Raw genomic sequence first — 23,667 nt, 5'->3', positions numbered from 1 at the left:
ATGATTCGCCATGTCCCATGGTCCCACCCCAACAACCGCTGAGGAACTTCAACCCCTAGGCACTAGGTAACGCCGGTTGGCGCATCATGGTACGCATGGCCCATCACCCCGGACGCGAACCGCTGGACGTCGCGGCCGCCCGCCTGCTGACCGAAAATCCTAACGGCACGTTCAGCATCCGCATACCCTGCGAAGGCAATCGAATCGTGACCGTCTCCGAGAAGGGCAACGCCAGGATCATCGCCATGGCCGCCGCCGCGCATCTGCGACTGCTCGAGTTGGAGGATAAGGAGTAGACGCCCGCTGTCACGACCCTGCGTCAAACTCGTCGTGAGCTGCGTTCAGCAGCAGTTCAGGTTCATCGAGACGATTCATCAGCTCGTCCTGCTGCTCAAAGTACGACGAAGGGACCAGCAGCCACAGCAATGCATCCTTCTCGGGAACGCCGGCCGCACGCGCAAGGTCGCGCATCACTGCAGTGCGTGGATCCAACAACAGTTCTCGGTGCGCCTCTGCCAGGTGACGCCACTTCCTTTCAGCGGCCCCTGGGTCATCCATGCGTCACAGTATGCGTCCGCGGGCAGGCACGTCTGTGAGCGGAAGCCGACGAAAGCTAGTCGAGCGCGTCAGCTGCCAACCGGTCCGCCTCATTGACGAGATGGCCGTAAGTGTTGACGGTGGTGGTGATGGACTCGTGGCCCAACCGCGCGGACACGACATGAATAGGCACGCCGGCAGCCAGCAACCAGGACGCATGCGTGTGACGCAGGTCGTGCAAGACGGGCCGCGCCAGAAGCACGCCCTGTCCGTCGAGCTCGACCATGGTTGGACCCCAGACATTCTCGTGGAACCACCCGTTGCGCAGATGCGCCCCTCCGGGACGGGTGTAGACAAGTTCCTGACGGCTCACGCCCTTCAGGTCGTTCTGCAAGCGAGCCGTGGCCGTCCGCGAGACGGTGACCTCGCGGTGAGATCGCGGTGACTTCGGAGTGCCCAGCTTCTCTCCGTCATCGGTTCGCTTCCACGCACGATGGACGCTGATCATAGCCCGCTCGTCCTTGAACCGGATGTCGCTGGGCCGCAGAGCGGTGGCTTCGGCGTAGCGCAATCCGGAAGCAGCGAGCAGGTGGATGAAACCGGACCAGCGCGGGTCGATGGTCTCGGCGATGACGTCCACCTCCGGGCGCGTGAGAAAGACGGCAGGACGACGAGGAGCGGACTTCGGCCCACGGATGCCCTTGGCCGGATTCTCGCTGATGAGGTGGTCCCCGACCGCTGTCTCCAATGCCGCGGACAGCAGGGCGTGGATGTTCTTACGCGTCTTGGGCGCTACTTCCAGGGCGTTGAACCAGGACGCGACGTCGGCGCGGGTCAGCCTGTCGACCGGCCGGGCTCCGAGAGCCGGGATGATGTGCTTGATGGCCATCCGGCGATATTTGCTGCGCGTTCCGGACTCAACGCCGGTCAGTCGTTCGATGTGTCCGGTAAGGACATCGCGGACCGCCGGGGACTGGGAACGCAGTTCGGACGCCACTCTGACGGCCAGCCGGAAGGAATTGTTGTTCGCATCGAGGAAGTCCTTGAGCATCTGTGCCTCGCGCCGATCGTCGAAGGTGCGGGACGTCTGGGTGCCGGTGTCCATGTCGCGCCACAGCACCGCCCAGGTCGTCGACCCGTCCTTGCGCACACGCTCTCTGATGCTTGCCATGAGGACGACAATAGCCCCGCCGTCAACAGGATTCGTTCTCCTGTCAACGACGGGGCTACCGTCTCCGGCCTGACCAGGCCGTTCCCTGTGCGCGAGGGGGGACTTGAACCCCCACCCTCTAATACGAGGACTAGCACCTCAAGCTAGCGCGTCTGCCTATTCCGCCACCCGCGCGAGTGGATCCAGGTCCGGTCCGCACCGTTTCCGGCCGCCTTCGCTGAACGCAACAGGAAATAAGTTACCACATGTACCTCGGGAGTTCACATCGAGCGCCGGCGGACGAGGCGGCCCGGCTGTCGGCCGTTCGGCGGGCACAACGATTCGGCCGCGAAGCTCCTGCACATCTTCCGCTGGGGACCCGAGGTCGGGTTGAATGTGGGGCGAGCAGCGCCCGGGTTTTCCAGCTGACCTGGTGCGATGCTCCCCCGTAAGGCCGTGCGTGCGCAGCCGGTGCGATTCCCCTCCACCGTGGCGCCACCGGCTCGCGGGGTGGCCGGGGACCCCCCTCCCCTGTGCCGGCGGCGGTCGTTGCCGACCCGCACCCCCTGGGGGTCCCCGGCGACCGCCGCCTCCTCCCGCGGACGCTGCCGCAGTCCGCGGGAGGCACGGGGCGTCACAGCACGGAGCCGTAGACCTCCACGGTCCGCTCGGCGATCGACGACCAGGAGAAGTGCTCCTCGACGCGGCGTCGTCCTGCCTCGCCCATGGCGCGGGCGCGCGCCGGGTCGGAGACGACCTCGGTGAGAGCGGCCGCGAAGTCGGCGACGAACCGCTCCGGGTCGAGCGGGGTGCCGGTGCCGTCCTGGACCTGTTCGAGCGCCACGAGCCGGCCGGTCTCGCCGTCGACCACGACCTCCGGGATGCCGCCGGTGGCGGAGGCGACCACGGCAGTGCCGCAGGCCATGGCCTCGAGGTTCACGATGCCCAGCGGTTCGTAGATGGAGGGGCAGGCGAAGGCCGTGGCGTTGGAGAGGATCTGGACGATCTCGCGGCGCGGCAGCATGCCCTCGATGAGCACCACCCCGGAGCGGGTGGCCTTCAGGTCGTGGATGAGGGCGTTGACCTCCGCCCCCAGCTCGGGGGTGTCGGCGGCGCCGGCGCACAGCACCAGCTGGACGTCCTCGGGCAGCAGCGCGGCGGCGCGCAACAGGTAGGGCACGCCCTTCTGCCGGGTCACCCGGCCCACGAAGGCCACGGAAGGCTTGGCCGGGTCGATGCCGTGGGCCTCGAGGACGTCGGTGTTCTCGTCGCGCTCCCAGCGGGTGACGTCAATGCCGTTGTGCACCGTCCGGACCCGGTCGGGGTCGACCTCGGGGTAGGCGCGCAGGATGTCGTTGCGCATCCCGTCGGAGACGGCGATGATCGCGGCGGCGGCCTCGTAGGCGGTCTTCTCCACGAACGAGGAGATGGCGTAGCCGCCGCCCAGCTGCTCGGCCTTCCACGGGCGCAGGGGCTCGAGGGAGTGGGCGGAGAGGACGTGCGGGATCCCGTACATCAGCGACGCCAGGTGACCGGCCATGTTGGCGTACCAGGTGTGGGAGTGCACGAGGTCCGCCCCGCCGATGTCCCCCACCATGGCGAGGTCCACGCCCAGGGTCTGCACCGCGGCGTTGGCCGAGGCCAGCTCGGCCGGGACGGGGTAGGCCCTGACCTCCGCCCCGTCGACCACCGGATCGCGCGGCGCGCCGAAGCAGCGCACCTTCAGATCGACCAGCGGGGCCAGGACCCGCGAGAGCTCGGACACGTGGACTCCGGCGCCGCCGTAGATCTCGGGCGGGAACTCCTTGGACAAGATATCGACTCGCACGATCCCGAGCGTACTGCAGGGGGCTCCGCACGGCGCGGGCGGCGCGGCGGGAACCGTCACCGGCTGTCATCCGGAGGACACGTGCGACCTTCCGTGGCACGGCTCACCTTCCTTAGCTGCTGTTAAGACACAATGAGAGCGCCCCCGGAGCGCGCCGGCGCCTCCAGCCGGCCGTGCTGCGACTGTTGCCGAAGAAGTCAGAGAGGTAGTCATGCCCCAACGAAAGAAGGTTCTCGCGATCGTGCTGGCCGGGGGCGAGGGCAAGCGCCTGATGCCCCTGACCGAGGACCGCGCCAAGCCTGCGGTGCCGTTCGGCGGGAGCTACCGGCTCATCGACTTCGCGCTGTCCAACCTGGTGAACTCCGGATACCTCCAGATCGTGGTGCTCACGCAGTACAAGTCCCACTCCCTGGACCGTCACGTGTCCGAGACGTGGAGGCTGTCCACGCAGCTGGGCAACTACGTCGCGACCGTGCCCGCGCAACAGCGTCGCGGCAAGGAGTGGTACCTCGGCTCCGCCAACGCGATCTACCAGTCGATGAACCTGATCGACGACGCCAAGCCCGACATCGTCGTCGTCGTCGGCGCGGACCACGTGTACCGGATGGACTTCTCGGCCATGGTGGACTTCCACATCGCCTCCGGCGCCCGGGCCTCGGTCGCCGGCGTGCGCCAGTCCATGGACATGGTGACCTCGTTCGGCGTCATCGAGACGGACCCCGACGACGTCACGAAGATCACCCGGTTCGTGGAGAAGCCGGAGTCCACCGCTCCCCTGCCCGACGACCCGAACGCGTTCCTGGCCTCGATGGGCAACTACGTCTTCGACACCGACGCCCTGGTCGAGGCGCTGCGGGTGGACTCGGCCCGGGATGACACCGCCCACGACATGGGCGGGGACATCATGCCGTGGTTCGCGGATCGCGGGGAGGCCGCGGTCTACGACTTCACGCACAACGACATCCCGGGCTCCACCGAGCGCGACCGCCAGTACTGGCGGGACGTCGGCACGCTGGACTCCTACTACGACTCCCACATGGACCTCATCCGTCCGCTGCCGGTGTTCAACCTCTACAACTACTCCTGGCCGATCTACACGCACGCGGTCCAGGCCCCGCCGGCCAAGCTCGTGCGCGGCCCCCACGGCGAGGGCGGGATCACCACGGACTCGATCCTCTCGGCCGGTGTCCTCGTCACGGGCGGGCGGGTGAGCGAGTCGGTGCTCTCGCCGAAGGTCCTCGTGCAGAACGACGCCACGGTCAACCAGTCCATACTCCTGCAGAACGTCCAGATCGGCGAGGGCGCAGTGGTCGATCGCTGCATCCTCGACAAGAACGTGGTCGTCCCGCCGGGAGTGCGCGTGGGCGTGAACCGCGAGGAGGACAAGGCGCGCGGGCTCACGGTGACGACCTCCGGCCTGACGGTGGCCCCGAAGAACTACCGCTTCGAGCAGTAGCGGCGCCCCGGCACCGCTCCACGAACGACGACGGCGCCGCCCCACCTCGCGAGGTGGGGCGGCGCCGTCGTGCTGTCAGGCGATCGGGCCACGGGTCGGCGGCCGCCGCGACGGGAACGTCGGCGCAGGACGTCACACGGCATCGATACGGCCCCCCTCCCTGCTGCACATCGGGGGACAGAGCGCTGGCGGTCCGGCGCACATCGGGGGACACGAGGGTGGGCCGGTGCCTCAGCCAGAGAGCAGCAGCGCGGCGTCGCGCCACGTCAGGGACCTGAGGCGACCTGGCTGCCCGCTACGACGAGGCGTCCTGGACTGAGGGCCGTCGGACTTTGTGTGTACATCATTTCGCATGTTCTTTGCTTAGATTAATGACTGATCAGTAACGCCCCTCAGACTTGACTGGAGAACACAGTGAACACTCATCTGGCCCGGGCCCTCTTCGTGGCACCGACGGCGACAGCCCTCACGTTCATGGGATTCACCGGCGCCCTTGCGGCTCCTCCCACCGCATCTGCCGACTCCTTCACGGGGACGCCTCAGGTGACCGTCGCCCCCGCCTCGGCCGAAGCCGCGGGCCTCCTGGTCGAGAGTTCGGCCCAGAACGGCAACGGCGGGGTCGGCAACGGCAACGGCGGCGGGAACACCGATGTCGGCGGCGGCAACAATGGCGTCGGTAACGGCAACGGCGGAGGCAACACCGATGTCGGCGGCGGCAACGGCAACGGCGGCAACAACGGCAACGGTAACGGCGGCGAGAACGGCAACGGCGGAGGCAACGGCAACGGCAACAACGGAGGTGGGAACGGCAACGGTGGCGGGAACGGGCAGGAGGGTCCGCCGGTCGTCGAAGAGCCGGTGATCGACCAGCCGCCGGTTGTCGACGAGCCCCCGGTCGTGGAGCCCCCGGTCGTCGAAGAGCCGGTGATCGACCAGCCGCCGGTTGTCGACGAGCCCCCGGTGGTCGAGCCGCCGGTCGTGGACCAGCCGCCCGTCGTCGAGCAGCCCGAGGTGCAGCCTCCGCTCCCCGAAGCCCCTGTGCTGGAGGAGCCGGCCGTGCAGCCCCCTCTCCCCGGATCCCCTGTCGTCGAGCAGCCCGAGGTGCAGCCCCCGCTCCCCGAAGCCCCTGTGCTGGAGGAGCCGGCCGTGCAGCCCCCTCTCCCCGGATCCCCTGTCGTCGAGCAGCCCGAGGTGCAGCCCCCGCTCCCCGAGGCCCCTGTGCTGGAGGAGCCGGCCGTGCAGCCGCCGCTCACCGAGGCCCCGGCTGCCGAGCAGCCCGCGGTGCAGCCGCCGGCCGCCGTCACGGTCGAGCGGACGCCGGCCCCGGTCGAGATCCCGGTGATCCAGCAGCCCGCCGCGCCGACGGCTCTTCCCGGGACGGCGGCCCCTGCTCCGGTGGCCACCTCCGTGGTGCCCACGAGCGTGAGCGTCCTGGCCGCGCCGGCCGGCATGCACGCCGTCGCCGCACCGACCACCGCACCGACCACCGTGCCGGTCAGCGCGCCGGCAGGCGTGCCGACCGCCGAGGACGCCGCACCCGCCACCGTGTTCGCCGACGTGCCCGGCGAGCATCTGGCGGACACCGGCGTCGGGAGCAACGTCCTGGTCGCCGCGGGACTGGGCACGCTCCTCCTGGCCCTCGGGATGATGCTGCGCCGGAGGACGGCGTGACGCGCGGGCCACGGCCGTGGAAGTGCTCGAGGACGGCGCCCGACGCGCGCCACGGCGTGCTGCGGACGAAGGACGTCCCGTCGGATCGGACGGTCCGCCCGGAGGGGGAGGAGCGCACGTGCTCAGGAAGGCCCGGGCGCCTCAGGTAGCCGCCCGGCAGGGGTCGAGCCGGTCCCCCGCTCCGCACGTGCCGGGTGCGTGGGGCCGGATCGCCCGGGCGGCGGGGGAACTGCTGATCACGATCGGCCTGCTGGTGGTGCTGTTCGTGGTGTGGCAGCTGTGGTGGACGAACATCGACGCCACCGAGACCCAGCAGGAGGTGGTGGCGCAGGTGGCGCGGGAGCTGGACGGCGCACCCGCTGCTGCTCCCCCGGCGGGTGCGGAGCCGGCCGGTGCGGAGCCGGCCGGTGGAGAGCCAGCAGATGGAGCACCCCCGGAGACCGCCCCTCCCGGCTACGGCGAACCGATCGGCATCGTCTACGTGCCGCGCTTTGGGAAGGACTACGCCCGTCCGCTGATCCAGGGCACCGGGGCGGACGTCCTGGACACCCTCGGCCTCGGGCACTACCCCTCCACGGCGATGCCGGGCCAGGTCGGCAACTTCGCCGTCGCCGGCCACCGGCAGTCCAACGGCAAGGTGCTGGACCTGATCCACACGCTGGAGCCCGGGGACAGGATCCACGTCCGCACGGCAGAGGGCTACTACACCTACGCCTATCGGAACGGCGAGATCGTGGCGCCGACCGAGACCCGGGTGCTGGCCCCGGTCCCGTCGGACCCGGGCGCAGCCGCCACGGAGCGCCTGCTGACCCTGACCACCTGCCACCCCCGGTTCGGTGACACGGAGCGGTTCATCGGCTACGCGGTCCTGGAGTCCTGGCGGCCCGCCACGGCCGGCCCGCCGGCCGAGATCACCGGCACGGTCGCCGCCGGGACGGAGACACAGACCGGGACACAGGCTGGAACACAGACCGGGACAGAGAGGAGCTGAGCCCCGTGTACGCGTGGATCTTCGCCCGGCTGCCCGGCCCCCTGTGGGTGCGGGTCCTGATCACGGCGCTGCTGGTGGCCGGCGTCGTGCTGGCGCTCATGGAGCTCGTCTTCCCGTGGGCGGCCCAGTACTCACCGCTGACCCGCGACGTGACGCTCGGCAGCGGCTGAGCGAGGGCCGAGCCTCAGGCGGTCTGCGTGACCTCGACCTTGACCAGGAGCGCGGAGGTGCCGCCCCCGCCGGTGACCATGCCCTTGAGCGGGGGCACGTCGGTGTAGTCGCGGCCGCGGCCCACGGTGACGTGGAAGTCGGTGAGCTTGGTGTGGTTGGTGGGGTCGTAGGCCCACCAGCCGTCGTTCCACCACTCCACCCACGCGTGGGACTCCCCCGGCACCGTCCGGCCGATCCCCGCCTCGTAGTCCGGGTGCAGGTACCCGGAGACGTAGCGGGCCGGGATCCCGATGTGGCGCAGCATGCCGATGCCCACGTGGGCGAGGTCCTGGCACACGCCCTTGCCCTCCCGCCACGCGGCCTCGGCGTCCGTGTGCACGCCCGTGACGCCGGGCACGTACTGCATGTGCCCGGCGATTTTTGCGAAGACCGCCGTGGCGGCCTCGGCCGGGTTGGCCGCGGAGGCGCGGATCTCGTCGGCGGCCGCATCGAGGTCGGGGCCGAGCCGGGTGAGCGCGGTCTGCGGGACGTGGTCGGACACCGCGTCGAGCACCTCGGGCACCGCGAGCTCCTCCCACGTCAGGCCGTCCGGCTCGTCGCCGGAGGCCCTGCGGTGCACCTCCACCGTGGAGGTCGAGTGGATCTCCAGGTGCTTGTGCCGGCCCTGGATGTCGAAGGCCGCGACCCGCGAGCCCCAGTAGTCGCGGTAGTTGCTGACGGTGGCGGTGCCGGGGCTCAGCGTCAGCTCCGCCTCGAGCACCACCTGCTCGTCGTCGGAGATCGGCGTCATCCGGGCCTCGTTGTAGGACTTGGAGACGGTGTCGTTGTAGTCGTAGCGGGTGATGTGGTCGATCTTGAGCCGGGTCACAGGATCCCTCCGAACCATGAGGCCTCGATGGCGTGCGAGAAGTACTTGGCGCCCACGGCCTCGGAGGCCTGCGCGCACGCCGCCTGGACGTTGTTGAGGTGCTCGGGCAGCACCGAGATGAGGTCCTCCGCGTGGTGGAACTCCAGCGCGGTGCGCGCCTCGCCGATGATCCGGCGGGCGTCGTCCTTGAACCCCACCCGCTGGATGCGCGGCTCCAGCTGGACGAGGATCTCCTCGGCCGTGGTCAGCGCGTGCAGGATCGAGCGCGGGAAGAGCCGGTCCAGCAGCAGGAACTCGGTGGCGGACTCGTCGCTGAACGTCCCGTAGCGGGTGCGCAGGAACGCCTCGTAGGCGCCGGCGCAGTGCAGGATCGACACCCAGGACATCCCGGCCGTGGTCGTAGAGCGCGTCCACAGCAGGCGGGAGGTCATGTCCGCGCGCTCGATCGCCGCTCCGAGGGACAGGAACATCCAGGACTCGTCGTAGGCCATGGTCATCTGGATCTGACCGCGCACCGTCGCCATCCGCTCGACGGTCCAGTGGCAGACCCGGAAGGTGCCGACGACGTCGCGCCGGTGCTGGCCCAGGCCGTAGTAGGTGGAGTTCAGCGACTCCCACATGGCCGAGGACACGGTCTCCCGGGCGCGGCGGGCGTTCTCGCGAGCCGCGTGCAGGGACCCCGAGATGGAGGTCAGGCAGTCCTTGTTCCAGGCGAGCTCGTGGATCAGGGACTTCACGCTGTGGTCGCCGTCCGCCGGCTCCACGCCCATGACCGCCATGATCCGGCGGACCTCCGCCTCCTGCTCCCCCAGCGGGAGCTGCGTGATCCGCTCCAGGTGCACGTCGAGGATCCGCGCGACACCGTCGGCCCGCTCCACGTAGCGGCCGATCCAGAAGAGGGATTCGGCGATCCGGCTCAGCACGAGGACTCCTTCCGGGCACGGGGCGCGGCGCACTGCCGCTGCTCCTGCACCTGTTGTTGCTGCTGTTGCTGTTGCTGTTGCTGCCCGCTGTCGCCCTCGTCCTGCCACGACGCGGAGACGGGCCAGGTGTGAACGGACGCGTCGGGGTCGGGGTGCCGCGCCTGTCCGGGGTCGAGGTCCTGGGTCTGCGGCTGGCCCAGCACCCAGGTGTCCTTGGAGCCGCCGCCCTGCGACGAGTTCACGATCAGGGAGCCCTTCTTCATGGCCACCCGGGTCAGCCCGCCGGGCAGCACGTAGACGTCGTCGCCGCTGTTGACCGCGAAGGGCCGCAGGTCCACGTGCCGGGGGCTGAACTCCCCCTCCGCGAAGGTCGGCACGGTGGACAGCTGCAGCACGGGCTGGGCGATCCACCCGCGCGGGTCCGCGAGGACCTTCGCCCGCAGCTCCTCCAGCTCCGCGGCGGTCGCCTGGGGGCCGATCACGAGGCCCTTGCCGCCGGAACCGTCGACGGGCTTGACCACGAGCTCGTCCAGGTGCTCGAGCACGTAGGCGCGCGCGTCGTCCTCCTCGAGCCGGTAGGTGTCCACGTTGGGGAGGATGGGCTCCTCCCCGAGGTAGTAGCGGATGAGGTCGGGCACGTAGGAGTAGGTGAGCTTGTCGTCGGCCACGCCGTTGCCGATCGCGTTGGCGATGGTCACGTTGCCGGCCCGGGCCGCGTTGACCAGCCCCGAGCAGCCGAGGACCGAGTCGGAGCGGAAGTGCAGGGGGTCCACGAACTCGTCGTCGATCCGCTTGTAGATCACATCCACGCGCTGCTCCCCGTCGGTGGTGCGCATGTAGACCTTGTCGCCGCGGACCACGAGGTCGCGGCCCTCCACGAGCTCCACGCCCATGAGCCCCGCCAGCAGGGTGTGCTCGAAGTAGGCGGAGTTGAACACGCCCGGGGTGAGCACCACGATGACGGGGTCCTCGACCACCTCGGGGGCGGTGGCGCGCAGCGCGTTGTAGAGGTGCCGGGGATAGGCCTCGACGGCGCGGATGGACTGGGACATGAACGCCTCCGGGAGGCCCTTGGCCATCGCCCGGCGGTTCTCGATGACGTAGGACACCCCCGAGGGCACCCGCACGTTGTCCTCCAGGACCCGGAAGACGCCCTGCTGGTCGCGGACCACGTCGATCCCGGCCACGTGGATCCGCACCCCGCCCGGCGGGCGGAAGCCCCACACCGCCCGGTGGAAGTGCGCCGACGACGTGATGAGCGAGCGCGGCACGATCCCGTCGGCCACGACCCGCTGCGCGCCGTAGACGTCGTCGAGGAAGCACTCGAGCGCCGTGACCCGCTGCTTCACGCCGCGCTCGATGACGTCCCACTCCGGCGCGGTGATCACGCGCGGCACGATGTCCAGCGGGAACGGGCGCTCCTCCCCCGCGAAGTCGAAGGTCACGCCGCGGTCGAGGAAGGACCGGGCCATGGAGTCGGCACGGGCGTTGACGTCGCTCAGCGAGAGCTCGCCCAGGACGTCGCAGACCTGGTCGTAGCCGGGCCTGAGCTCCAGGCCCGCGGCGAACATCTCGTCGTAGGCCGCGGCCGTGGCCATGTCGGCGGCGTAGTTCTCGAACAGATCGGACATGTCGGGCGATCACGCGCCTTTCCGGGGCTTCGGCGGTCTTTCCGTGAGTATGGCTCGACCACATTTCGCAGCCGTAACCAGATTGTGTCACGCGGCACCGCCGCAGGCCGGGGATGACGTGCCCCTACGATGGGTCGCGGGTCCGCACCCGCGGGCCGCGCCGCCGCCGACCGCGTTCCCGGAGGTTCCCCTTGCGCACCCGACCCGCCCCCGCCCGCCGCCTCGACGCCCAGGACGTGCCGGCCCGCGTCACGGTCGTCGTGGCCACCCGCAACCGCCGGGACGAGCTCGTCGCGTCCCTGGGCCGGCACGAGGCCCCGGTGATCGTCGTCGACAACGCCTCGACGGACGGCTCCGTCGAGGCCGTGCGCGCCGCCCACCCGCACGTGCACGTCGTGGAGCTCCCGCGCAACATCGGCGCGGCCGCCCGCACGATCGGCGTGCGCCTGGCCCGCACCCCGTACGTCGCCTTCGCCGACGACGACTCCTGGTGGGCCCCCGGCGCGCTCGCGCGGGCCGCCGCCGTCTTCGACGCCCACCCGCGGCTCGGGCTGATCGCCGGCTCCATCGCCGTGGGGCCCGAGGAGCGCCCGGACCCGCTCAACGCGGTGCTCGCCGCGTCCCCGCTCGGCATTCCCGCCGGCTGTCCCGGCCCCGCGCTGCTGGGCTTCGTGGCCTGCGGGACGCTCGTGCGCCGCTCGGCGTTCCTCGAGGTCGGCGGCTTCGACGACGTCGTCCGCTTCCCCGGCGAGGAGGAGCGCGTGGCCCTCGACCTGCACGACGCCGGCTGGCGCCTGTCCTACGTCCCCGAGGTCCGGGCCCACCACCACCCGTCCCCGAGCAGGTCGAGCCCCGGCCTGCGGCGCTCGGCCCTCGTGCGGAGCAGCGTCCTGACCGCCCTGATGCGCCGGCCCTGGCGGGTGGTGGCGCACGAGCTCTCCGCCGCGCTGCTCGGCGGGCGCGTCGGACGCCGCGGCCTGCGCCGCGCCCTCCCGCAGGTCCCGGCGGCCCTGCGCGCCCGGAAGCGGCTCACCCCGGCGACGGAGGCCGCGCTCGCCGTGCTGCGCGCACCCGCCCCGGCGGCTCCGGGCGCCGCCCCGGTCGCCGCTCCGGAGGCGACCCCGTGACCGACCCCGCCCCGCACACGCCGCAGCCCCCGGAGGACGTCCGACCCGACCCGCGCACGGCGGTCGTGATGATCACCCACAACCGCCGGGACGAGGCCCTCCTGGCGCTGTCCCGGCTGCGGGAGCTGCCGGAGCGCCCGCACGTCGTCGTCGTCGACAACGGCTCGGCGGACGGCACCGCCGAGGCGGTCCGGGAGCAGCACGCGTGGGCCGAGCTCGTGGCGAGCCCGGTGAACCTGGGCGCGGTGGGGCGCAACGTCGCCGTGGAGCGGGTGGACGCCCCCTACGTCGCGTTCTGCGACGACGACACCTGGTGGGAGCCCGGTGCCCTGCGCCGCGCCGCCGACGCCCTCGACGCCCACCCCCGGATCGGCGTGGTCACCGGCAGGATCCTCGTGGAGCCCGGCGCGCGGGAGGACCCCATCAACGCGGAGCTGCTGCACTCCCCCGTCGAGGGACCCGAGTGGCTGCCGGGACCGGCGCTGGGCAGCTTCCTGGCCGGCGCCTCCGTGGTCCGCCGCGCGGCCTTCCGCCAGGTGGGCGGGTTCAGCGAGCGGTTGTGGCTCGGCGGTGAGGAGGAGCTCCTCGCCGCGGACCTCGCGACCGCCGGCTGGGAGCTGTGCCACCTCCCGGACGTCGTGGTCCACCACCGGGCGTCGACGGTCCGCGACCCGGACCTGCGGCGGCGGCACGGGCTGCGCAACACGCTGTGGTTCATCTGGCTCCGGCGGCCGTTGCGGGCGGCGCTGCGCCGCAGCCGCGACGTCCTCGTCGGCGCGCCCCGGGACAGGGTGACCGCCCTGGCCCTGCTCGACGCCCTGCGCGGGGCGCCGTGGGTGCTGCGCGAACGGCGTCCCCTGCCGGACCGGGTCGAACGGCGGTTCCTGGCCCTGGAGGAGTCCCAGCGCACCAGCACGGCGCGCCGCTACGTCAGTTGACCCGGTCGCGGACGGCCCGTGCCAGGGTGCGCCGGCCTGCCGCACAGGACGAACTATGATCAGGATCAGCTCGTCCCCCGGCGCCGCGCGACGACGTGACGGGCCCACGCCCCGCCCGGCGCCCGCGCCGCGCCCCCCAGTCGCCGAGGAGCAGACATGACCGACGCCCACCGCTTCTTCCTCGACAAGGCCGACCCGGGCAGCTGGCGGGCGCTCAACGGCCTGTCCCGGAAGGTCCACGCCGCCGCCGAGGGCGCGGGGCTCACCCCTGCGGTGGTGGAGCTGATGAACGTGCGGGTCTCGCAGCTCAACGCCTGCGCGTACTGCCTGGACATGCACGTCCGCCTGGCGCTCAAGGCCGGCATCAGCGGGCAGCAGCTGGCCGTGCTGAGCGCCTGGCGGGAGGTGGACCTGTACACCGAGGTGGAGCGGGCCGCCCTGGCCATCGGCGAGGCCGCCACGCTGCTGCCCGACGACGAGACCCGGCTGGAGGAGCTCGCCACCGCCCGCGACGCCCTGACCGACGAGCAGTACTCGGCGCTGCAGTGGGCGGCGGTGACGATCAACGCCTTCAACCGGGTGTCGATCCTCTCCCGCCACCCGGTGCGGCACGACCCCGACCTCCGCTGACCGCGCCCGTCGTTTCCCGCACCGCACCGCCCGCACCGCCCCGCGCCCGTCCGGGGCCGACCCAGGAGACCGCCGTGGAGACCGATCCCAGCATCACCGTGCGCCACAACCCCGACCTGCTGCGCTACGAGGTCGTCGACGGGGACAGTCCCGTGGGCTGGACCGAGTATGTGCCGTTCGACGACCCGACGGGCCCGCAGCGGATCTTCTGGCACACCACCGTCGACGACGCCTACGCGGGGCGCGGTCTGGCCTCGAAGCTGGCCCGCTACGCGCTGGACCGCACCATCGAGGCCGGGCTGCCGGTCGTGGTGGTCTGCCCCTACATCAAGGGCTGGCTGGGCAAGCACCCCGAGTACGAGCCCCGCACGGTCCCCGTGCGGCCTGAGCACCTGGCGGTCGTCCCGCACGAGTGAGCCCCCGCTCGATCCTCCGCCGCCGGAGCGTCCGACCATGACGCCCCGGTGGGCCGCGAAGTGCACCGCCTGGCCCGAATGCGCACCGGAGGCGGTGGCCTGTTGCGTCCCGGCCCGGCCCGTTCCCATCATGAGCCTCAAGGAGGTGCCGCCGCGCCTCCGGGGCGGGTCGGGGCCGCACTGCCGGCCCCGACCCGCCCCGTTCAGAACCGACGCACGGTGGGGGGAACCGATGAGCGCGTGGACGGTCGAGGCGACGATCCGCACCGTGTGCCGTGTGGACGAGACCGCGGTCCGGGCCCTCCTGGACGACAGCTCGCCGGGCGCCTGCGTGCTCCGCAGCAGCGGGTCGCGGGGAGCCACCGTGGTGCTGCACGTGCAGGCGGACACGCACACGGCCGCGGGATCGGCCGCCCTGACGCTGCTGGCCGCCCGGGTGCTGCCGGTGCTCGAGGGGGCCGACCTCGTGGACCTCCGGATCACGGCGGAGGAGCCGGCCCCGGAGCCCGTGAGCACGGCCTGCCGGCCTGCGGGCACGTAGCCGGATCCCCGCGACGCAATTCCCGCTTCCGTCAGAAGGCACCTGTCAGCGACAGGGCGCCGCTCCCGGCCTGCGCCCGGTCGCCGCGCCGCGGTGCGCAGGGAGGGCTCGCCCCGGGCAGGCGGAGGTGAGCGTCCGCCCGGGAACGCTGTCCGGCGTGGTGGGTCACCAGGACGACGATCCGGTCGGCCAGGGCCGAGCGCAGATCCGCGATCAGGGAGTCGGCGGCGGGGGCGTCCAGGTGGGCGGTCGGCTCGTCGAGGAGCACGACGTCGGCGCGGGTGAGCAGCGCCCTGGCCACGGCGACGCGCTGGCGCTGTCCCCCCGAGAGGTTCCCGCCGCCGGGCCCGACCGGTGTGTCCAGGCCGTCGGGAAGGCCGTCCAGGAACGGGGCCAGCCCCACGCGGGCGAGGACCTCGTGCATCTCCTCGTCGGTGGGCCGGTCGTCCCTCCCGCGGGCGAGCAGGAGGTTGCCGCGGATCGTGGAGTCGAACAGGTGTGCCTCCTGCGGGCACCAGGCGAAGCGCTGCCGCAGCCGGCCGGCGTCGAAGGCGGTGCTGTCGAGGCCGTCGACCCGCCACGAGCCCTCCGCGGCGGGCAGGTGGCCCAGGAGGGTGGCCAGCAGGGTGGACTTGCCGGAGCCGGAGGGGCCCTCGACGACGAGCCAGTGGCCTCGCCGTACGGTGGCCCGGAGGTGGCGGAACGCCGGGGCCAGTGCCTGGGGCCAGGCCACGCCCAGGTCGTCCAGCGCCAGCTCCCGGATCGGGGGCGGGGCCGGCCCGGGAGAGGTCCCGGGCGCTTCCTGGCGGGCGGCTCCCGCGGTGACGGCACGGACCCTCCGCAGCGCCTCGGCCAGCGCGGGCCACTGCTGCACGGCGTCGACGACGCCCAGCAGCGGGTCGATCAGCCCCAGGGGCAGCAGCACGAGCGCGGCGACCACCGGTGCGGAGATCGTCCCGCCGGCGACGGCCCCTGCGGTCGCCGGCAGCATCAGCACGCTGGAGAGCGAGCAGGCCAGCACCACGACGGCCTCGCCCAGCCCCCGCGCCCAGGCGCCGGCCCGGGTGGCCGCCACCGCCCGCCCCTCGAGGTCGTCGAGGCGGGCGAGCACGTCCTCGGCCCGGCCGTTGGCCCGCAGCTCCCCGGAGGCGGCGACCATCGCGGCGAACCGGCGGATCACCCCGGAGCGCACCACGGTCAGGCGGCGGGCCGCGGAGCGGTCGGCCACCAGCGCCGTCAGGGGTCCGGCGCCGAGGCCGCCGACCACGGCGACCCCCAGCGCGGGGAGGGCCGGCGGGCACAGGATCCCCACGGCGAGGACGGCCGCGAGGGCGGTGCCGGCGCCGACCACCGGCGGCTGCAGCACCCGGGGCACCAGGTCGCGGACCCGGTCGGCCGCCGCCACCAGGTGCTCCAGCGCCGCGGCGCCGGTGGCCATGGCCCGCGAGGCCAGGCCGCAGGCGGCCAGCCCGGCCCACAGCCGCGCCCTGAGCTCGGTGGTGGCGGACAGGACGGCGTCGTGGGTGGTCAGTCGCTCGGCGTAGCGCAGCACGGCGCGGCCGATGCCGAAGAAGCGGACGCCGACGATCGCGACCATCAGGTACATGATCCCCGGCTGCTCGGCGGCGCGCACGATCAGCCAGCCCGAGAGCATGGTGAGGGCCGCCGCGAACAGGGCCGCCGCGGTGCCCAGGGCCGCCGCCCCGAGCCAGCGCCCGCGGGCGGGCGCGAGGAACACGGCGAGCTCGCGCAGGGCACCGCCCGAGGACCCCGCCGGTGCGGGGTGGGGCGACGGCCCGCGGTGGTCGGCGGGCGCCGGTCCCTCCGCGGCCCCGGTGTCGTCCTGGGGCGGGTGGGGCCCGCCGCCGTCGCGGGGGGCGGCAGGCGCGCCCAGCAGCACCTGCTGGTCGGCGAGGGCTGTGACCCCGGTCTCGTGGGAGGCCAGGACCACGGTGGTGGTGCCGCGCAGGCCGTCGATCAGAGCTTCGACGCGGCGCGCGGCGGCGGGGTCGAGGTGGGCGGTGGGCTCGTCGAGGAGCAGGAGGCGGGCTCCGGCGTCGAGGCGGACGAGCCCGCGCGCCAGGCCGAGCCGGCGCAGCTCCCCGGGACTGAGGCGGTCCGGGTCGGTGCCGGCCAGCGGGTCGAGACCGACCCGGCGGAGGGCGTGCTGGGCGGAGGCCGCGCTGGGGGCGTAGAGCCGGATCTCGTCGAGGACGGTGGCGCCCACGGTGTGGATGTGCTGGGGCACCCAGGCGAGCGAGCCGGGAACGACGCCGTGGACGGTTCCGTCGTGGGCCTCGACGGTCCCGGCGAGGACGCCGAGCAGGGTCGACTTGCCGCTGCCGCTGGGGCCTTCGACGCTGGTGATGGTGCCGGCCGGGAACTCGGCGTCCAGGCCGGCCAGCGCCGGGGCGGGGCGGTGCGGGTAGCGCACGACCAGTCCGCTGATCCGCACCGTGGGCGCGGCGGTGGCGGTGGGGACGGTGGGCGCGGCGGCGGTGTCCCGGCTCCGTTCGCCGGCCCGCCGGATGTCGGCGGGCGGTGGCGCGCTGACGATCTCGCGGGAGCGGTGCAGGGCCGCCATGCCGTCCTGGGCCGCATGGAAGGCCGCCCCGAGGTCCCGGAGCGGGGCGAAGCACTCCGGCGCGAGGATGAGGGCCACGAGTCCCACCAGCAGGTCCAGCTCGCCGTGGACGAGGCGCACGCCGACGAACACGGCCACCACTGCCACGGAGAGCGTGGCGATCAGCTCGAGCACGAGCGCGGAGAGGAACGCGGTGCGCAGGGTCGCCATGGTCGTCCGCCGGTGCTCGTCGGAGATGCGGCGCAGCGCGGGGGCCTGCTCGTCCATCCGCCCCAGGCCCACGAGGACGGGCAGGCCACGGGCGAGCTCGACCAGGTGGTGGGAGAGCCGCTGGAGGGCGGCGGAGGACTCCGCGGCCCTGTCCTGCGTGTGCCGGCCGACGAGGACCATGAACACCGGGATCAGGGGCACGGTGAGCACCACGACGAGGGCGCTGACCCAGTCGGCGGCCAGGATCCGGACCCCGACCAGCAGGGGCACGGTGGCGGCGGCGGTGGCCGCGGGCAGCACGCGCGCGTAGTACTCGTCCAGGGCGTCGAGGCCGACCGTGCCCACGGTGGTCGTGGCGCCGACGTCGTGGCTGCCCCCGGCCAGGACGCGGGCGGCGAGCGCCCGGCGCAGCCCCCGCTTCGCCTGCCCGGCGGCGCGGGCGGCGACGACCTGGGTGGTCCAGGTCGTCCCGGCGCGCAGCAGCCCGGCCCCGGCCCCCAGCAGGAGGGCCTGCTGCCAGGCCGCCGTGTCGCCGGCGATCGCTCCGACGACGCCGCGGGCGAGCGCCTCGGCCATGCCGATCAGGGCGAGGGCCTTGAGCGCGCCCAGCAGGCCGAGGACGAAGACCGCCGCGGGACCGCCCGGGCCCAGTGGGGGGCGCCTCATGCGCGCCGCGTCCCGGTGGCGCTCGCCCCGGTGCCGCTCGCCCCGGTGCCGCTCGCCCCGGTGCCGCTCGTGCCGGTGCCGCTCGTGCCGGAGGGGCCGGCGGCCGGCGCGGGCGTGCGCGCGACGGCGGCCGCGACCGGGTGGGGGGCGGGAAGGTGGTCGGTCGTCAGGCGCCGGCGGAACACCCAGTAGCTCCAGCCCTGGTAGAGGAGCACCAGCGGCAGCCCGATCCCGGCCACGACGGTGAGCACCCCCAGGGTGTAGTCGCCGCTGGACGCGTTGGTCACCGTCAGGTCGTTGGCGGCGTCGAGGGTGGAGGGCAGGACCACCGGGTGGACGTTGGCGAAGACCGAGGCGAGGCCGCAGCACAGGAACGCGGCGGAGCCGGCGAAGGCGCGGCCCTCGCGGCCCAGGCGGGCGCTGGTCCACCCGAAGAGCGCCGCGACGGCCGCCGCGCCGAGCAGGGGCCAGGTCCAGGTCTTGCCGTTGAGCAGCTGCACCGCGACCACCCAGCCCACGAACGGCACCAGCGCGGCGGGCCCGAGGCGGACGAGGAGACCCCGGGCCCGCAGCCGCACGGGGCCGTCGGTCTTCAGGGCCAGGAAGGCCGAGGCGTGCACGAGGCAGAACCCGACCAGGGCGAGCCCGCCGAGCACGGCCCAGGGGGTGAACCAGGCGAAGGCGCCCCCGACCCGGTCGCCGTTGGCGTCGAGCGGCAGGCCCGTGGTGGTCAGGGCCAGGGCGGCGCCGAGCCCGAAGGCGACCAGGAACGAACCCCCGCCCAGGGCCCGGTCGGCCCAGCGACGCCACCGGTCGCTGCGGCCCTTGCCCCGGTACTCGATGGACACCGCCCGCAGGATCAGTCCCACCAGGACGAACACGAAGGGGATGTAGAGGGCGGAGAGCAGGGAGGCGTACCAGTCCGGGAAGGCGGCGAAGAGGCCTGCGGCGGCGGTGATCAGCCACACCTCGTTGCCGTCCCACACCGGTCCGATGGTGTTGAGCATCTGGCGGCGCCGGCGCTCGTCGCGGGTGCTGGTGAGCATGAGCATCCCGACGCCGAGGTCGAAGCCGTCGAGGACGATGAAGCCGGTCCACAGCACCGCGATGGCGATGAACCAGATGGTGGGCAGAAGTTCCATGTCAGGGCCGTCCTGTGGTCGTCGGCGTCAGTAGGCGAAGGCGAGCACGTCGTCGCGCCGGCCGGGGGTGCCGTGGGGGTGGTCGGGGTCGTCGTCGCGGTGGGCGAGCTCGGGCATGGCCGAGGCGACCCCGCCGCGCACGTAGCGCACGAGCAGCATCGTCTCGATCACCAGCAGGACCCCGTAGATCAGCCCGAGGGTGACGAGGGAGAAGACGACCTCCTCCCCGCTGACCCCCGGCGAGACGGCGGCGGCGGTGTACATGTACACCCCGTCCACCCCGCCGGGGGTGGGGTTCGGGGCGACGACGAAGGGCTGGCGGCCCATCTCGGTGAACACCCACCCGGCGATGTTGGCCCCGAACGGCGCCAGGATGCTCGCCACCGCCACCCACATCAGCGCCTTGGAGGCCGGCACAGTGCCCTTCCGGGTGAGCCACAGCGTGAGGGCCGCGAACGCGGCGGCGAGCACGCCGAAGCCGATCATCATGCGGAAGCCCCAGTAGGTGACCTCCATCAGGGGCAGGTAGTCGATCCTCTGGCCGGCGCGCTCCCCGTACAGGGGGTCGTCGGGCAGGTGGGTGCCGTAGGCGGCCTCGTACTCCGGGATGAGCGTGTTCACGCCCTTGACCTCGGTGTCGAGGTCCCCGTGGGCCAGGAACGACAGCAGGCCCGGGATCTCGATGACGTTGGTCACCTGGTCGCAGTCCTGGCCGCCCAGCGGGCCCACGGACAGCACCGAGAAGCTGGTGCCGTCGTGGCAGGCCGCCTCGGCGGCGGCCATCTTCAGCGGCTGCTGCTCGAACATCAGCTTGCCCTGCAGGTCCCCGGTGGCGGCCACCCCGCCGAAGGCGACGACGGCGACCACCGCACCGATGCGCAGGCTGGACAGCCACACCCCGTGGTCGGCCCGGTCCCGGCCGGGGACGTCGGGGCGCTCCCCCACGACCACCGCGCCCCGGGCGTCGACGGTGTCGATGCCGTCCCGGCGGCGCTGCCACAGCTGGTACCAGGAGACCCCCACGAGGAACGCCGCGCCCACCGCCACGGCCCCGGCCAGGGTGTGGCCGTAGGCCACCAGGGCGGTGTTGTTGGTCAGCACGGCCCACACGTCGTTCATCACCGGGCGGCCGTCCACCATCTCCACGCCCACCGGGTGCTGCATCCAGGAGTTGGCGACGATGATGAAGAACGCCGAGACCACGGAGCCGAGCACCGCGGTCCACAGCGTGGCCAGGTGCAGCCTCTTCGGCAGGCGGTCCCAGCCGAAGATCCACAGGCCCAGGAAGGTGGACTCGAAGAAGAAGGCCAGCAGACCCTCCATCGCCAGCGGCGCCCCGAAGACGTCGCCGACGAAGCGGGAGTACTCGCTCCAGGCCATCCCGAACTGGAACTCCTGCACGAGCCCGGTGGCCACGCCCACGATGAAGTTGATCAGGTAGAGCTTGCCCCAGAACTTCGTCATCCGCAGCCAGCGCTCGTCGCCGGTGCGGACCCACATCGTCTGCATGAGCGCCACCAGCAGGCCCAGCCCGAGGGTGAGCGGGACCATCACGAAGTGGTAGACGGTGGTGATCCCGAACTGCCACCGGGCGATCTCCAGCGGATCCATGGGCTGCTCCCCCAAATCGTCGACACGGCACGGAAGCAGTTCTACGGGTCGTAGAACTACTTCTACGGGACTGTAGAACAAGTGGACCGGTCGGCTACAATCGGCCGGTGGCAACAGACGAAACACGACGCGCGAGCCCCCTGGGCGAACTGGAGCGATCCGTCATGGAGATCCTCTGGCGGACGGACACCCCGCTGTCCGCCTACGACCTCCTGGAAGAGCTCCCCGAGAGCACCGACAGCGGCCGCCCCCGCGCCGCCACCACCGTGCTCACCGTCCTGTCCCGCCTGGAGCGCAAGGGCTTCGTCCGGCGCGAACGCGCCTCCCGCCCCCACCGCTACCGCGCCGCGGCCTCGCGCGAGGAGCACATGGCCAACCTCATGCACGACGTCCTCGGGGCGGCCGACGACCGGACCGCGGTGCTCGCACGCTTCGTCGGGGGTGTCAGCCCCGAGGAGGCGGAGACCCTGCGGCGCCTCCTCGGCGACCACTGAGCCCGTGTGATCAGCGCCTCGATCGCCCTCGCGGGCCTCGCCGTCGTCCTGGCCTGGCCCGCCCCGATCCTCCTGTCCCACGCCGCGTGGCCCGACCGCGCACCCGCCACGGCCCTCGTGCTCTGGCAGGCGATCGCGCTCGCCGGCGGGCTGTCGATGCTCGGGGCCCTGATCACCTTCGGCCTGGCGCCCTTCGGGCAGGACCTGGTCGGGGGCGGCATCGGCCTCGCCGCCGGCCTCCTGGGGGACCAGCCGTGGAGCCCCGCGGGCCCGTGGCACGTCCTGGCGCTGACCGGAGCCGTCCTCCTCGGGGGTCACCTCCTGCTGAACCTGCTCGTCACGGTCGTGCGGACCGAGGGGGAGCGCCGCCGGCACGCCCAGCTGGTCCGGCTGCTGAGCACACCGCTGCCCGACGCCCCCGGCACCCGGCTCCTCGACGACCCCGCCCCGGTCGCCTACTGCCTCCCCGGGGCGTTCACCCCGATGACCGTCCTCTCCGCCGGGCTGCTGTCGCTGCTCGGGGAGGACGAGCTGGAGGCGGTGATCGAGCACGAACGGGCCCACGCCACCCAGCGCCACGACATCGTGCTGGTGCTGTTCCGGGCCTGGCGGGCCTCCCTGCCCTGGTTCCCCATCGCCCACCGCGCCCAGCACGAGGTGGGCCTCCTCGTCGAGATGCTCGCCGACGACCGCGCCCGCCACAGCGTCGACGACCGCTCCCTCGCCCGGGCCATCGCACTGGTCAGCACCGGGTGCCCGCCTGCCGCCCAGCACCGCGTCGACGGCATCTGGTCGGCCGCGGCCCCCGCCGAGGAAGCACGCCACCGCATCCTCCGGCTCGAGGCGGCGCCCCTGCCGCCGGGCCCGCGGGCCGCGGTCGTCGGCGCGGCCGCCGCGCTCGTCACCGTGCCGACCGTCCTGCTGCTCGCCCCCGGGCTCGCCGACCTGCTCGGCTGACGGCGGGCCCGGCCGGGTCCGGCCCGGCCCGGGTCCGCCTATCGGCGCCGGGCCGCGGCGGACACCGGGTCCGTGGCCGGCGCCTCCCGGAACCAGTCGACGGTCCGGGCCAGGCCCTCGGTCCAGGGCACCTCCGGCTCCCAGCCGAGCACGGCGGTGGCCAGCGTGGTGTCCGGGCGGCGGACCATCGGGTCGTCGACCGGGCGGTCGACGAACTCGATCTCCGAGGTCGAGCCCGTGGCCGCGATCACGTCCCGGGCGATCTGCAGCACGGACAGCTCGTGCGGGTTGCCGATGTTCATGGGCCCGCTGTGCCCGCTCCCGGCCAGCGCCAGGATCCCGCGGACCAGGTCGGAGACGTAGCAGACCGAGCGGGTCTGGGCGCCGTCGCCGGTCACGGTCAGCGGCTCCCCGGCCAGGGCCTGGCGGACGAAGGTGGGGATGGCCCGCCCGTCGAAGGGCCGCATCCGGGGCCCGAACGTGTTGAAGATCCGCACGATCGCGGTGTCGACGTCGTGCTCCGAGCGGTAGGCGACCGTGAGGGCCTCGGCGAAGCGCTTGGCCTCGTCGTAGACCCCGCGCGGGCCCACCGGATTGACGTGGCCCCAGTAGCTCTCGGGCTGCGGGTGCACCTGCGGGTCGCCGTAGACCTCGGAGGTGGACGCCAGCACGAACCGCGCGCCCTTGTCCTTGGCCAGGCCCAGGGCGTGGTGGGTGCCGATGGAGCCCACCTTGAGGGTGTGGATCGGCAGCTTGAGGTAGTCGATCGGGGACGCCGGGGAGGCGAAGTGCAGCACGAGGTCCACGTCGCCGGGCACGTGCACGTAGTCGGTGACGTCGCACTGCACCAGCCGGAAGCCGGGGTCCCCGACGAGGTGCTCGATGTTGGCGGCCGAGCCGGTGAGGAAGTTGTCGAGGCACACGACCTCCACCTCGCGGCGGCGCAGCTCCGTGCACAGGTGGCTGCCGAGGAAGCCGGTGCCGCCGGTCACGACCGCCCGGCGGAACGGGCGGCCGGGGACGGGGCCGGCGGTCGCGTCGGTGGTGGGGTTCACGATGCTCCTCAGGGTCGGTCGGGTCGGGTCTGGTCGGAACGGCCGGCTGCGGCCGGGAGTGGTCGGCCGG

General features: G+C 72.9%; 22 protein-coding genes and 1 tRNA gene. 12 read left to right on the top strand and 11 right to left on the bottom strand.

Going from position 1 to position 23,667, the window contains the following annotated elements; genetic code table 11:
- Nucleotides 1–95: 95 nt before the first annotated feature.
- The gene (locus IEW07_RS13700; RefSeq protein ID WP_188538139.1) at nt 96–296 is read left to right on the top strand and encodes a hypothetical protein; all 201 of its coding nucleotides are present in this window, start codon (nt 96–98) and stop codon (nt 294–296) included.
- A gap of 10 nt (nt 297–306) precedes the next feature.
- Here IEW07_RS13700 and IEW07_RS13695 read toward each other — a convergent pair whose 3' ends face one another.
- The 4 genes from IEW07_RS13695 to glgA form a co-directional block, all read right to left on the bottom strand.
- Complete coding sequence (locus IEW07_RS13695) at nt 307–558, bottom strand: hypothetical protein (RefSeq protein WP_188538137.1); 252 nt, start codon at nt 556–558, stop codon at nt 307–309.
- Between the two features lie 55 nt (nt 559–613).
- Entirely contained in the window at nt 614–1,708 is a 1,095-nt protein-coding gene (locus IEW07_RS13690; RefSeq protein ID WP_188538136.1) for a tyrosine-type recombinase/integrase, read from the bottom strand.
- An 88-nt stretch (nt 1,709–1,796) separates the two neighbouring features.
- A tRNA-Leu gene (locus tag IEW07_RS13685) sits at nt 1,797–1,882 on the bottom strand.
- Between the two features lie 439 nt (nt 1,883–2,321).
- A complete protein-coding gene (gene glgA / locus IEW07_RS13680; protein WP_188538134.1) occupies nt 2,322–3,515 on the bottom strand; it encodes a glycogen synthase in 1,194 nt (397 codons plus the stop codon).
- 211 nt (nt 3,516–3,726) lie between these two features.
- Here glgA and glgC point away from each other — a divergent pair, with 211 nt between their 5' ends.
- From glgC to IEW07_RS13660, 4 genes are all read left to right on the top strand, one after another.
- Entirely contained in the window at nt 3,727–4,971 is a 1,245-nt protein-coding gene (glgC, locus tag IEW07_RS13675) for a glucose-1-phosphate adenylyltransferase (RefSeq protein ID WP_188538132.1), read from the top strand.
- A gap of 543 nt (nt 4,972–5,514) precedes the next feature.
- Nucleotides 5,515–6,642, top strand: a complete 1,128-nt coding sequence (locus tag IEW07_RS13670; RefSeq protein WP_188538130.1) for an LPXTG cell wall anchor domain-containing protein — start codon at nt 5,515–5,517, stop codon at nt 6,640–6,642.
- A 187-nt stretch (nt 6,643–6,829) separates the two neighbouring features.
- Nucleotides 6,830–7,633: a class E sortase gene (locus tag IEW07_RS13665; protein WP_188538128.1), complete on the top strand. Its 804-nt coding sequence runs from the start codon at nt 6,830–6,832 to the stop codon at nt 7,631–7,633.
- A 5-nt stretch (nt 7,634–7,638) separates the two neighbouring features.
- Complete coding sequence (locus tag IEW07_RS13660; RefSeq protein ID WP_188538126.1) at nt 7,639–7,803, top strand: hypothetical protein; 165 nt, start codon at nt 7,639–7,641, stop codon at nt 7,801–7,803.
- A 14-nt stretch (nt 7,804–7,817) separates the two neighbouring features.
- Here IEW07_RS13660 and IEW07_RS13655 read toward each other — a convergent pair whose 3' ends face one another.
- The 3 genes from IEW07_RS13655 to IEW07_RS13645 are packed head-to-tail and all read right to left on the bottom strand — an operon-like array spanning nt 7,818 to nt 11,226.
- A complete protein-coding gene (locus IEW07_RS13655; RefSeq protein ID WP_188538124.1) occupies nt 7,818–8,672 on the bottom strand; it encodes a transglutaminase family protein in 855 nt (284 codons plus the stop codon).
- The gene (locus tag IEW07_RS13650) at nt 8,669–9,595 is read right to left on the bottom strand and encodes an alpha-E domain-containing protein (RefSeq protein ID WP_188538122.1); all 927 of its coding nucleotides are present in this window, start codon (nt 9,593–9,595) and stop codon (nt 8,669–8,671) included. The genes IEW07_RS13655 and IEW07_RS13650 overlap by 4 nt, the downstream gene beginning before the upstream one ends.
- Nucleotides 9,589–11,226: a circularly permuted type 2 ATP-grasp protein gene (locus IEW07_RS13645; RefSeq protein WP_188538120.1), complete on the bottom strand. Its 1,638-nt coding sequence runs from the start codon at nt 11,224–11,226 to the stop codon at nt 9,589–9,591. The genes IEW07_RS13650 and IEW07_RS13645 overlap by 7 nt, the downstream gene beginning before the upstream one ends.
- A 191-nt stretch (nt 11,227–11,417) precedes the next feature.
- On the opposite strand from IEW07_RS13645, the gene IEW07_RS13640 reads away from it, so the two are divergent.
- The 5 genes from IEW07_RS13640 (at nt 11,418) to IEW07_RS13620 (ending at nt 14,878) form a co-directional block, all read left to right on the top strand.
- Nucleotides 11,418–12,353, top strand: coding sequence for a glycosyltransferase family 2 protein (locus IEW07_RS13640; RefSeq protein ID WP_229741849.1), 936 nt, complete (start codon nt 11,418–11,420; stop codon nt 12,351–12,353).
- Complete coding sequence (locus IEW07_RS13635; protein ID WP_229741848.1) at nt 12,350–13,291, top strand: glycosyltransferase family 2 protein; 942 nt, start codon at nt 12,350–12,352, stop codon at nt 13,289–13,291. The genes IEW07_RS13640 and IEW07_RS13635 overlap by 4 nt, the downstream gene beginning before the upstream one ends.
- A 156-nt stretch (nt 13,292–13,447) precedes the next feature.
- The gene (locus tag IEW07_RS13630) at nt 13,448–13,921 is read left to right on the top strand and encodes a carboxymuconolactone decarboxylase family protein (protein WP_188538116.1); all 474 of its coding nucleotides are present in this window, start codon (nt 13,448–13,450) and stop codon (nt 13,919–13,921) included.
- 74 nt (nt 13,922–13,995) lie between these two features.
- Nucleotides 13,996–14,337: a GNAT family N-acetyltransferase gene (locus IEW07_RS13625; protein ID WP_188538114.1), complete on the top strand. Its 342-nt coding sequence runs from the start codon at nt 13,996–13,998 to the stop codon at nt 14,335–14,337.
- A gap of 232 nt (nt 14,338–14,569) precedes the next feature.
- A complete protein-coding gene (locus IEW07_RS13620; RefSeq protein WP_188538112.1) occupies nt 14,570–14,878 on the top strand; it encodes a hypothetical protein in 309 nt (102 codons plus the stop codon).
- A 31-nt stretch (nt 14,879–14,909) separates the two neighbouring features.
- Here IEW07_RS13620 and cydD read toward each other — a convergent pair whose 3' ends face one another.
- The 3 genes from cydD to IEW07_RS13605 are packed head-to-tail and all read right to left on the bottom strand — an operon-like array spanning nt 14,910 to nt 21,091.
- A complete protein-coding gene (cydD, locus tag IEW07_RS13615) occupies nt 14,910–18,338 on the bottom strand; it encodes a thiol reductant ABC exporter subunit CydD (protein ID WP_188538110.1) in 3,429 nt (1,142 codons plus the stop codon).
- The gene (cydB, locus tag IEW07_RS13610; protein ID WP_188538108.1) at nt 18,335–19,480 is read right to left on the bottom strand and encodes a cytochrome d ubiquinol oxidase subunit II; all 1,146 of its coding nucleotides are present in this window, start codon (nt 19,478–19,480) and stop codon (nt 18,335–18,337) included. The genes cydD and cydB overlap by 4 nt, the downstream gene beginning before the upstream one ends.
- Nucleotides 19,481–19,507: 27 nt before the next feature.
- Nucleotides 19,508–21,091, bottom strand: a complete 1,584-nt coding sequence (locus tag IEW07_RS13605) for a cytochrome ubiquinol oxidase subunit I (RefSeq protein ID WP_188538106.1) — start codon at nt 21,089–21,091, stop codon at nt 19,508–19,510.
- 107 nt (nt 21,092–21,198) lie between these two features.
- Between IEW07_RS13605 and IEW07_RS13600 the strand changes: the two genes are divergently transcribed.
- Nucleotides 21,199–21,585, top strand: coding sequence for a BlaI/MecI/CopY family transcriptional regulator (locus tag IEW07_RS13600; protein WP_268235537.1), 387 nt, complete (start codon nt 21,199–21,201; stop codon nt 21,583–21,585).
- A 6-nt stretch (nt 21,586–21,591) separates the two neighbouring features.
- Complete coding sequence (locus IEW07_RS13595) at nt 21,592–22,542, top strand: M56 family metallopeptidase (protein ID WP_188538104.1); 951 nt, start codon at nt 21,592–21,594, stop codon at nt 22,540–22,542.
- A gap of 38 nt (nt 22,543–22,580) precedes the next feature.
- On the opposite strand, the gene IEW07_RS13590 is transcribed toward IEW07_RS13595, so the two are convergent.
- On the bottom strand, nt 22,581–23,597 hold the full coding sequence (locus tag IEW07_RS13590; protein WP_188538102.1) for a UDP-glucuronic acid decarboxylase family protein: 1,017 nt from the start codon (nt 23,595–23,597) through the stop codon (nt 22,581–22,583).
- Nucleotides 23,598–23,667 lie beyond the last annotated feature (70 nt).

The sequence above is a fragment of the Kocuria dechangensis genome, assembly GCF_014636775.1.
GTDB classification, from domain to species: Bacteria; Actinomycetota; Actinomycetes; order Actinomycetales; family Micrococcaceae; genus Kocuria; species Kocuria dechangensis.
The sequence above is the reverse complement of the archived record's forward strand: the minus strand, read 5'-3'. Positions and strand labels throughout refer to the sequence as shown.

Excerpts from the sequence above, each read along its gene's own strand:
- IEW07_RS13690 (WP_188538136.1), bottom strand. The coding sequence starts at position 1,708 with ATGGCAAGCATCAGAGAGCGTGTGCGCAAGGACGGGTCGACGACCTGG.
- IEW07_RS13645 (WP_188538120.1), bottom strand. The coding sequence starts at position 11,226 with ATGTCCGATCTGTTCGAGAACTACGCCGCCGACATGGCCACGGCCGCG.
- IEW07_RS13700 (WP_188538139.1), top strand. The coding sequence starts at position 96 with ATGGCCCATCACCCCGGACGCGAACCGCTGGACGTCGCGGCCGCCCGC.
- IEW07_RS13605 (WP_188538106.1), bottom strand. The coding sequence starts at position 21,091 with ATGGATCCGCTGGAGATCGCCCGGTGGCAGTTCGGGATCACCACCGTC.
- IEW07_RS13695 (WP_188538137.1), bottom strand. The coding sequence starts at position 558 with ATGGATGACCCAGGGGCCGCTGAAAGGAAGTGGCGTCACCTGGCAGAG.
- glgC (WP_188538132.1), top strand. The coding sequence starts at position 3,727 with ATGCCCCAACGAAAGAAGGTTCTCGCGATCGTGCTGGCCGGGGGCGAG.
- IEW07_RS13620 (WP_188538112.1), top strand. The coding sequence starts at position 14,570 with ATGAGCGCGTGGACGGTCGAGGCGACGATCCGCACCGTGTGCCGTGTG.
- IEW07_RS13630 (WP_188538116.1), top strand. The coding sequence starts at position 13,448 with ATGACCGACGCCCACCGCTTCTTCCTCGACAAGGCCGACCCGGGCAGC.
- cydB (WP_188538108.1), bottom strand. The coding sequence starts at position 19,480 with ATGGAACTTCTGCCCACCATCTGGTTCATCGCCATCGCGGTGCTGTGG.
- cydD (WP_188538110.1), bottom strand. The coding sequence starts at position 18,338 with ATGAGGCGCCCCCCACTGGGCCCGGGCGGTCCCGCGGCGGTCTTCGTC.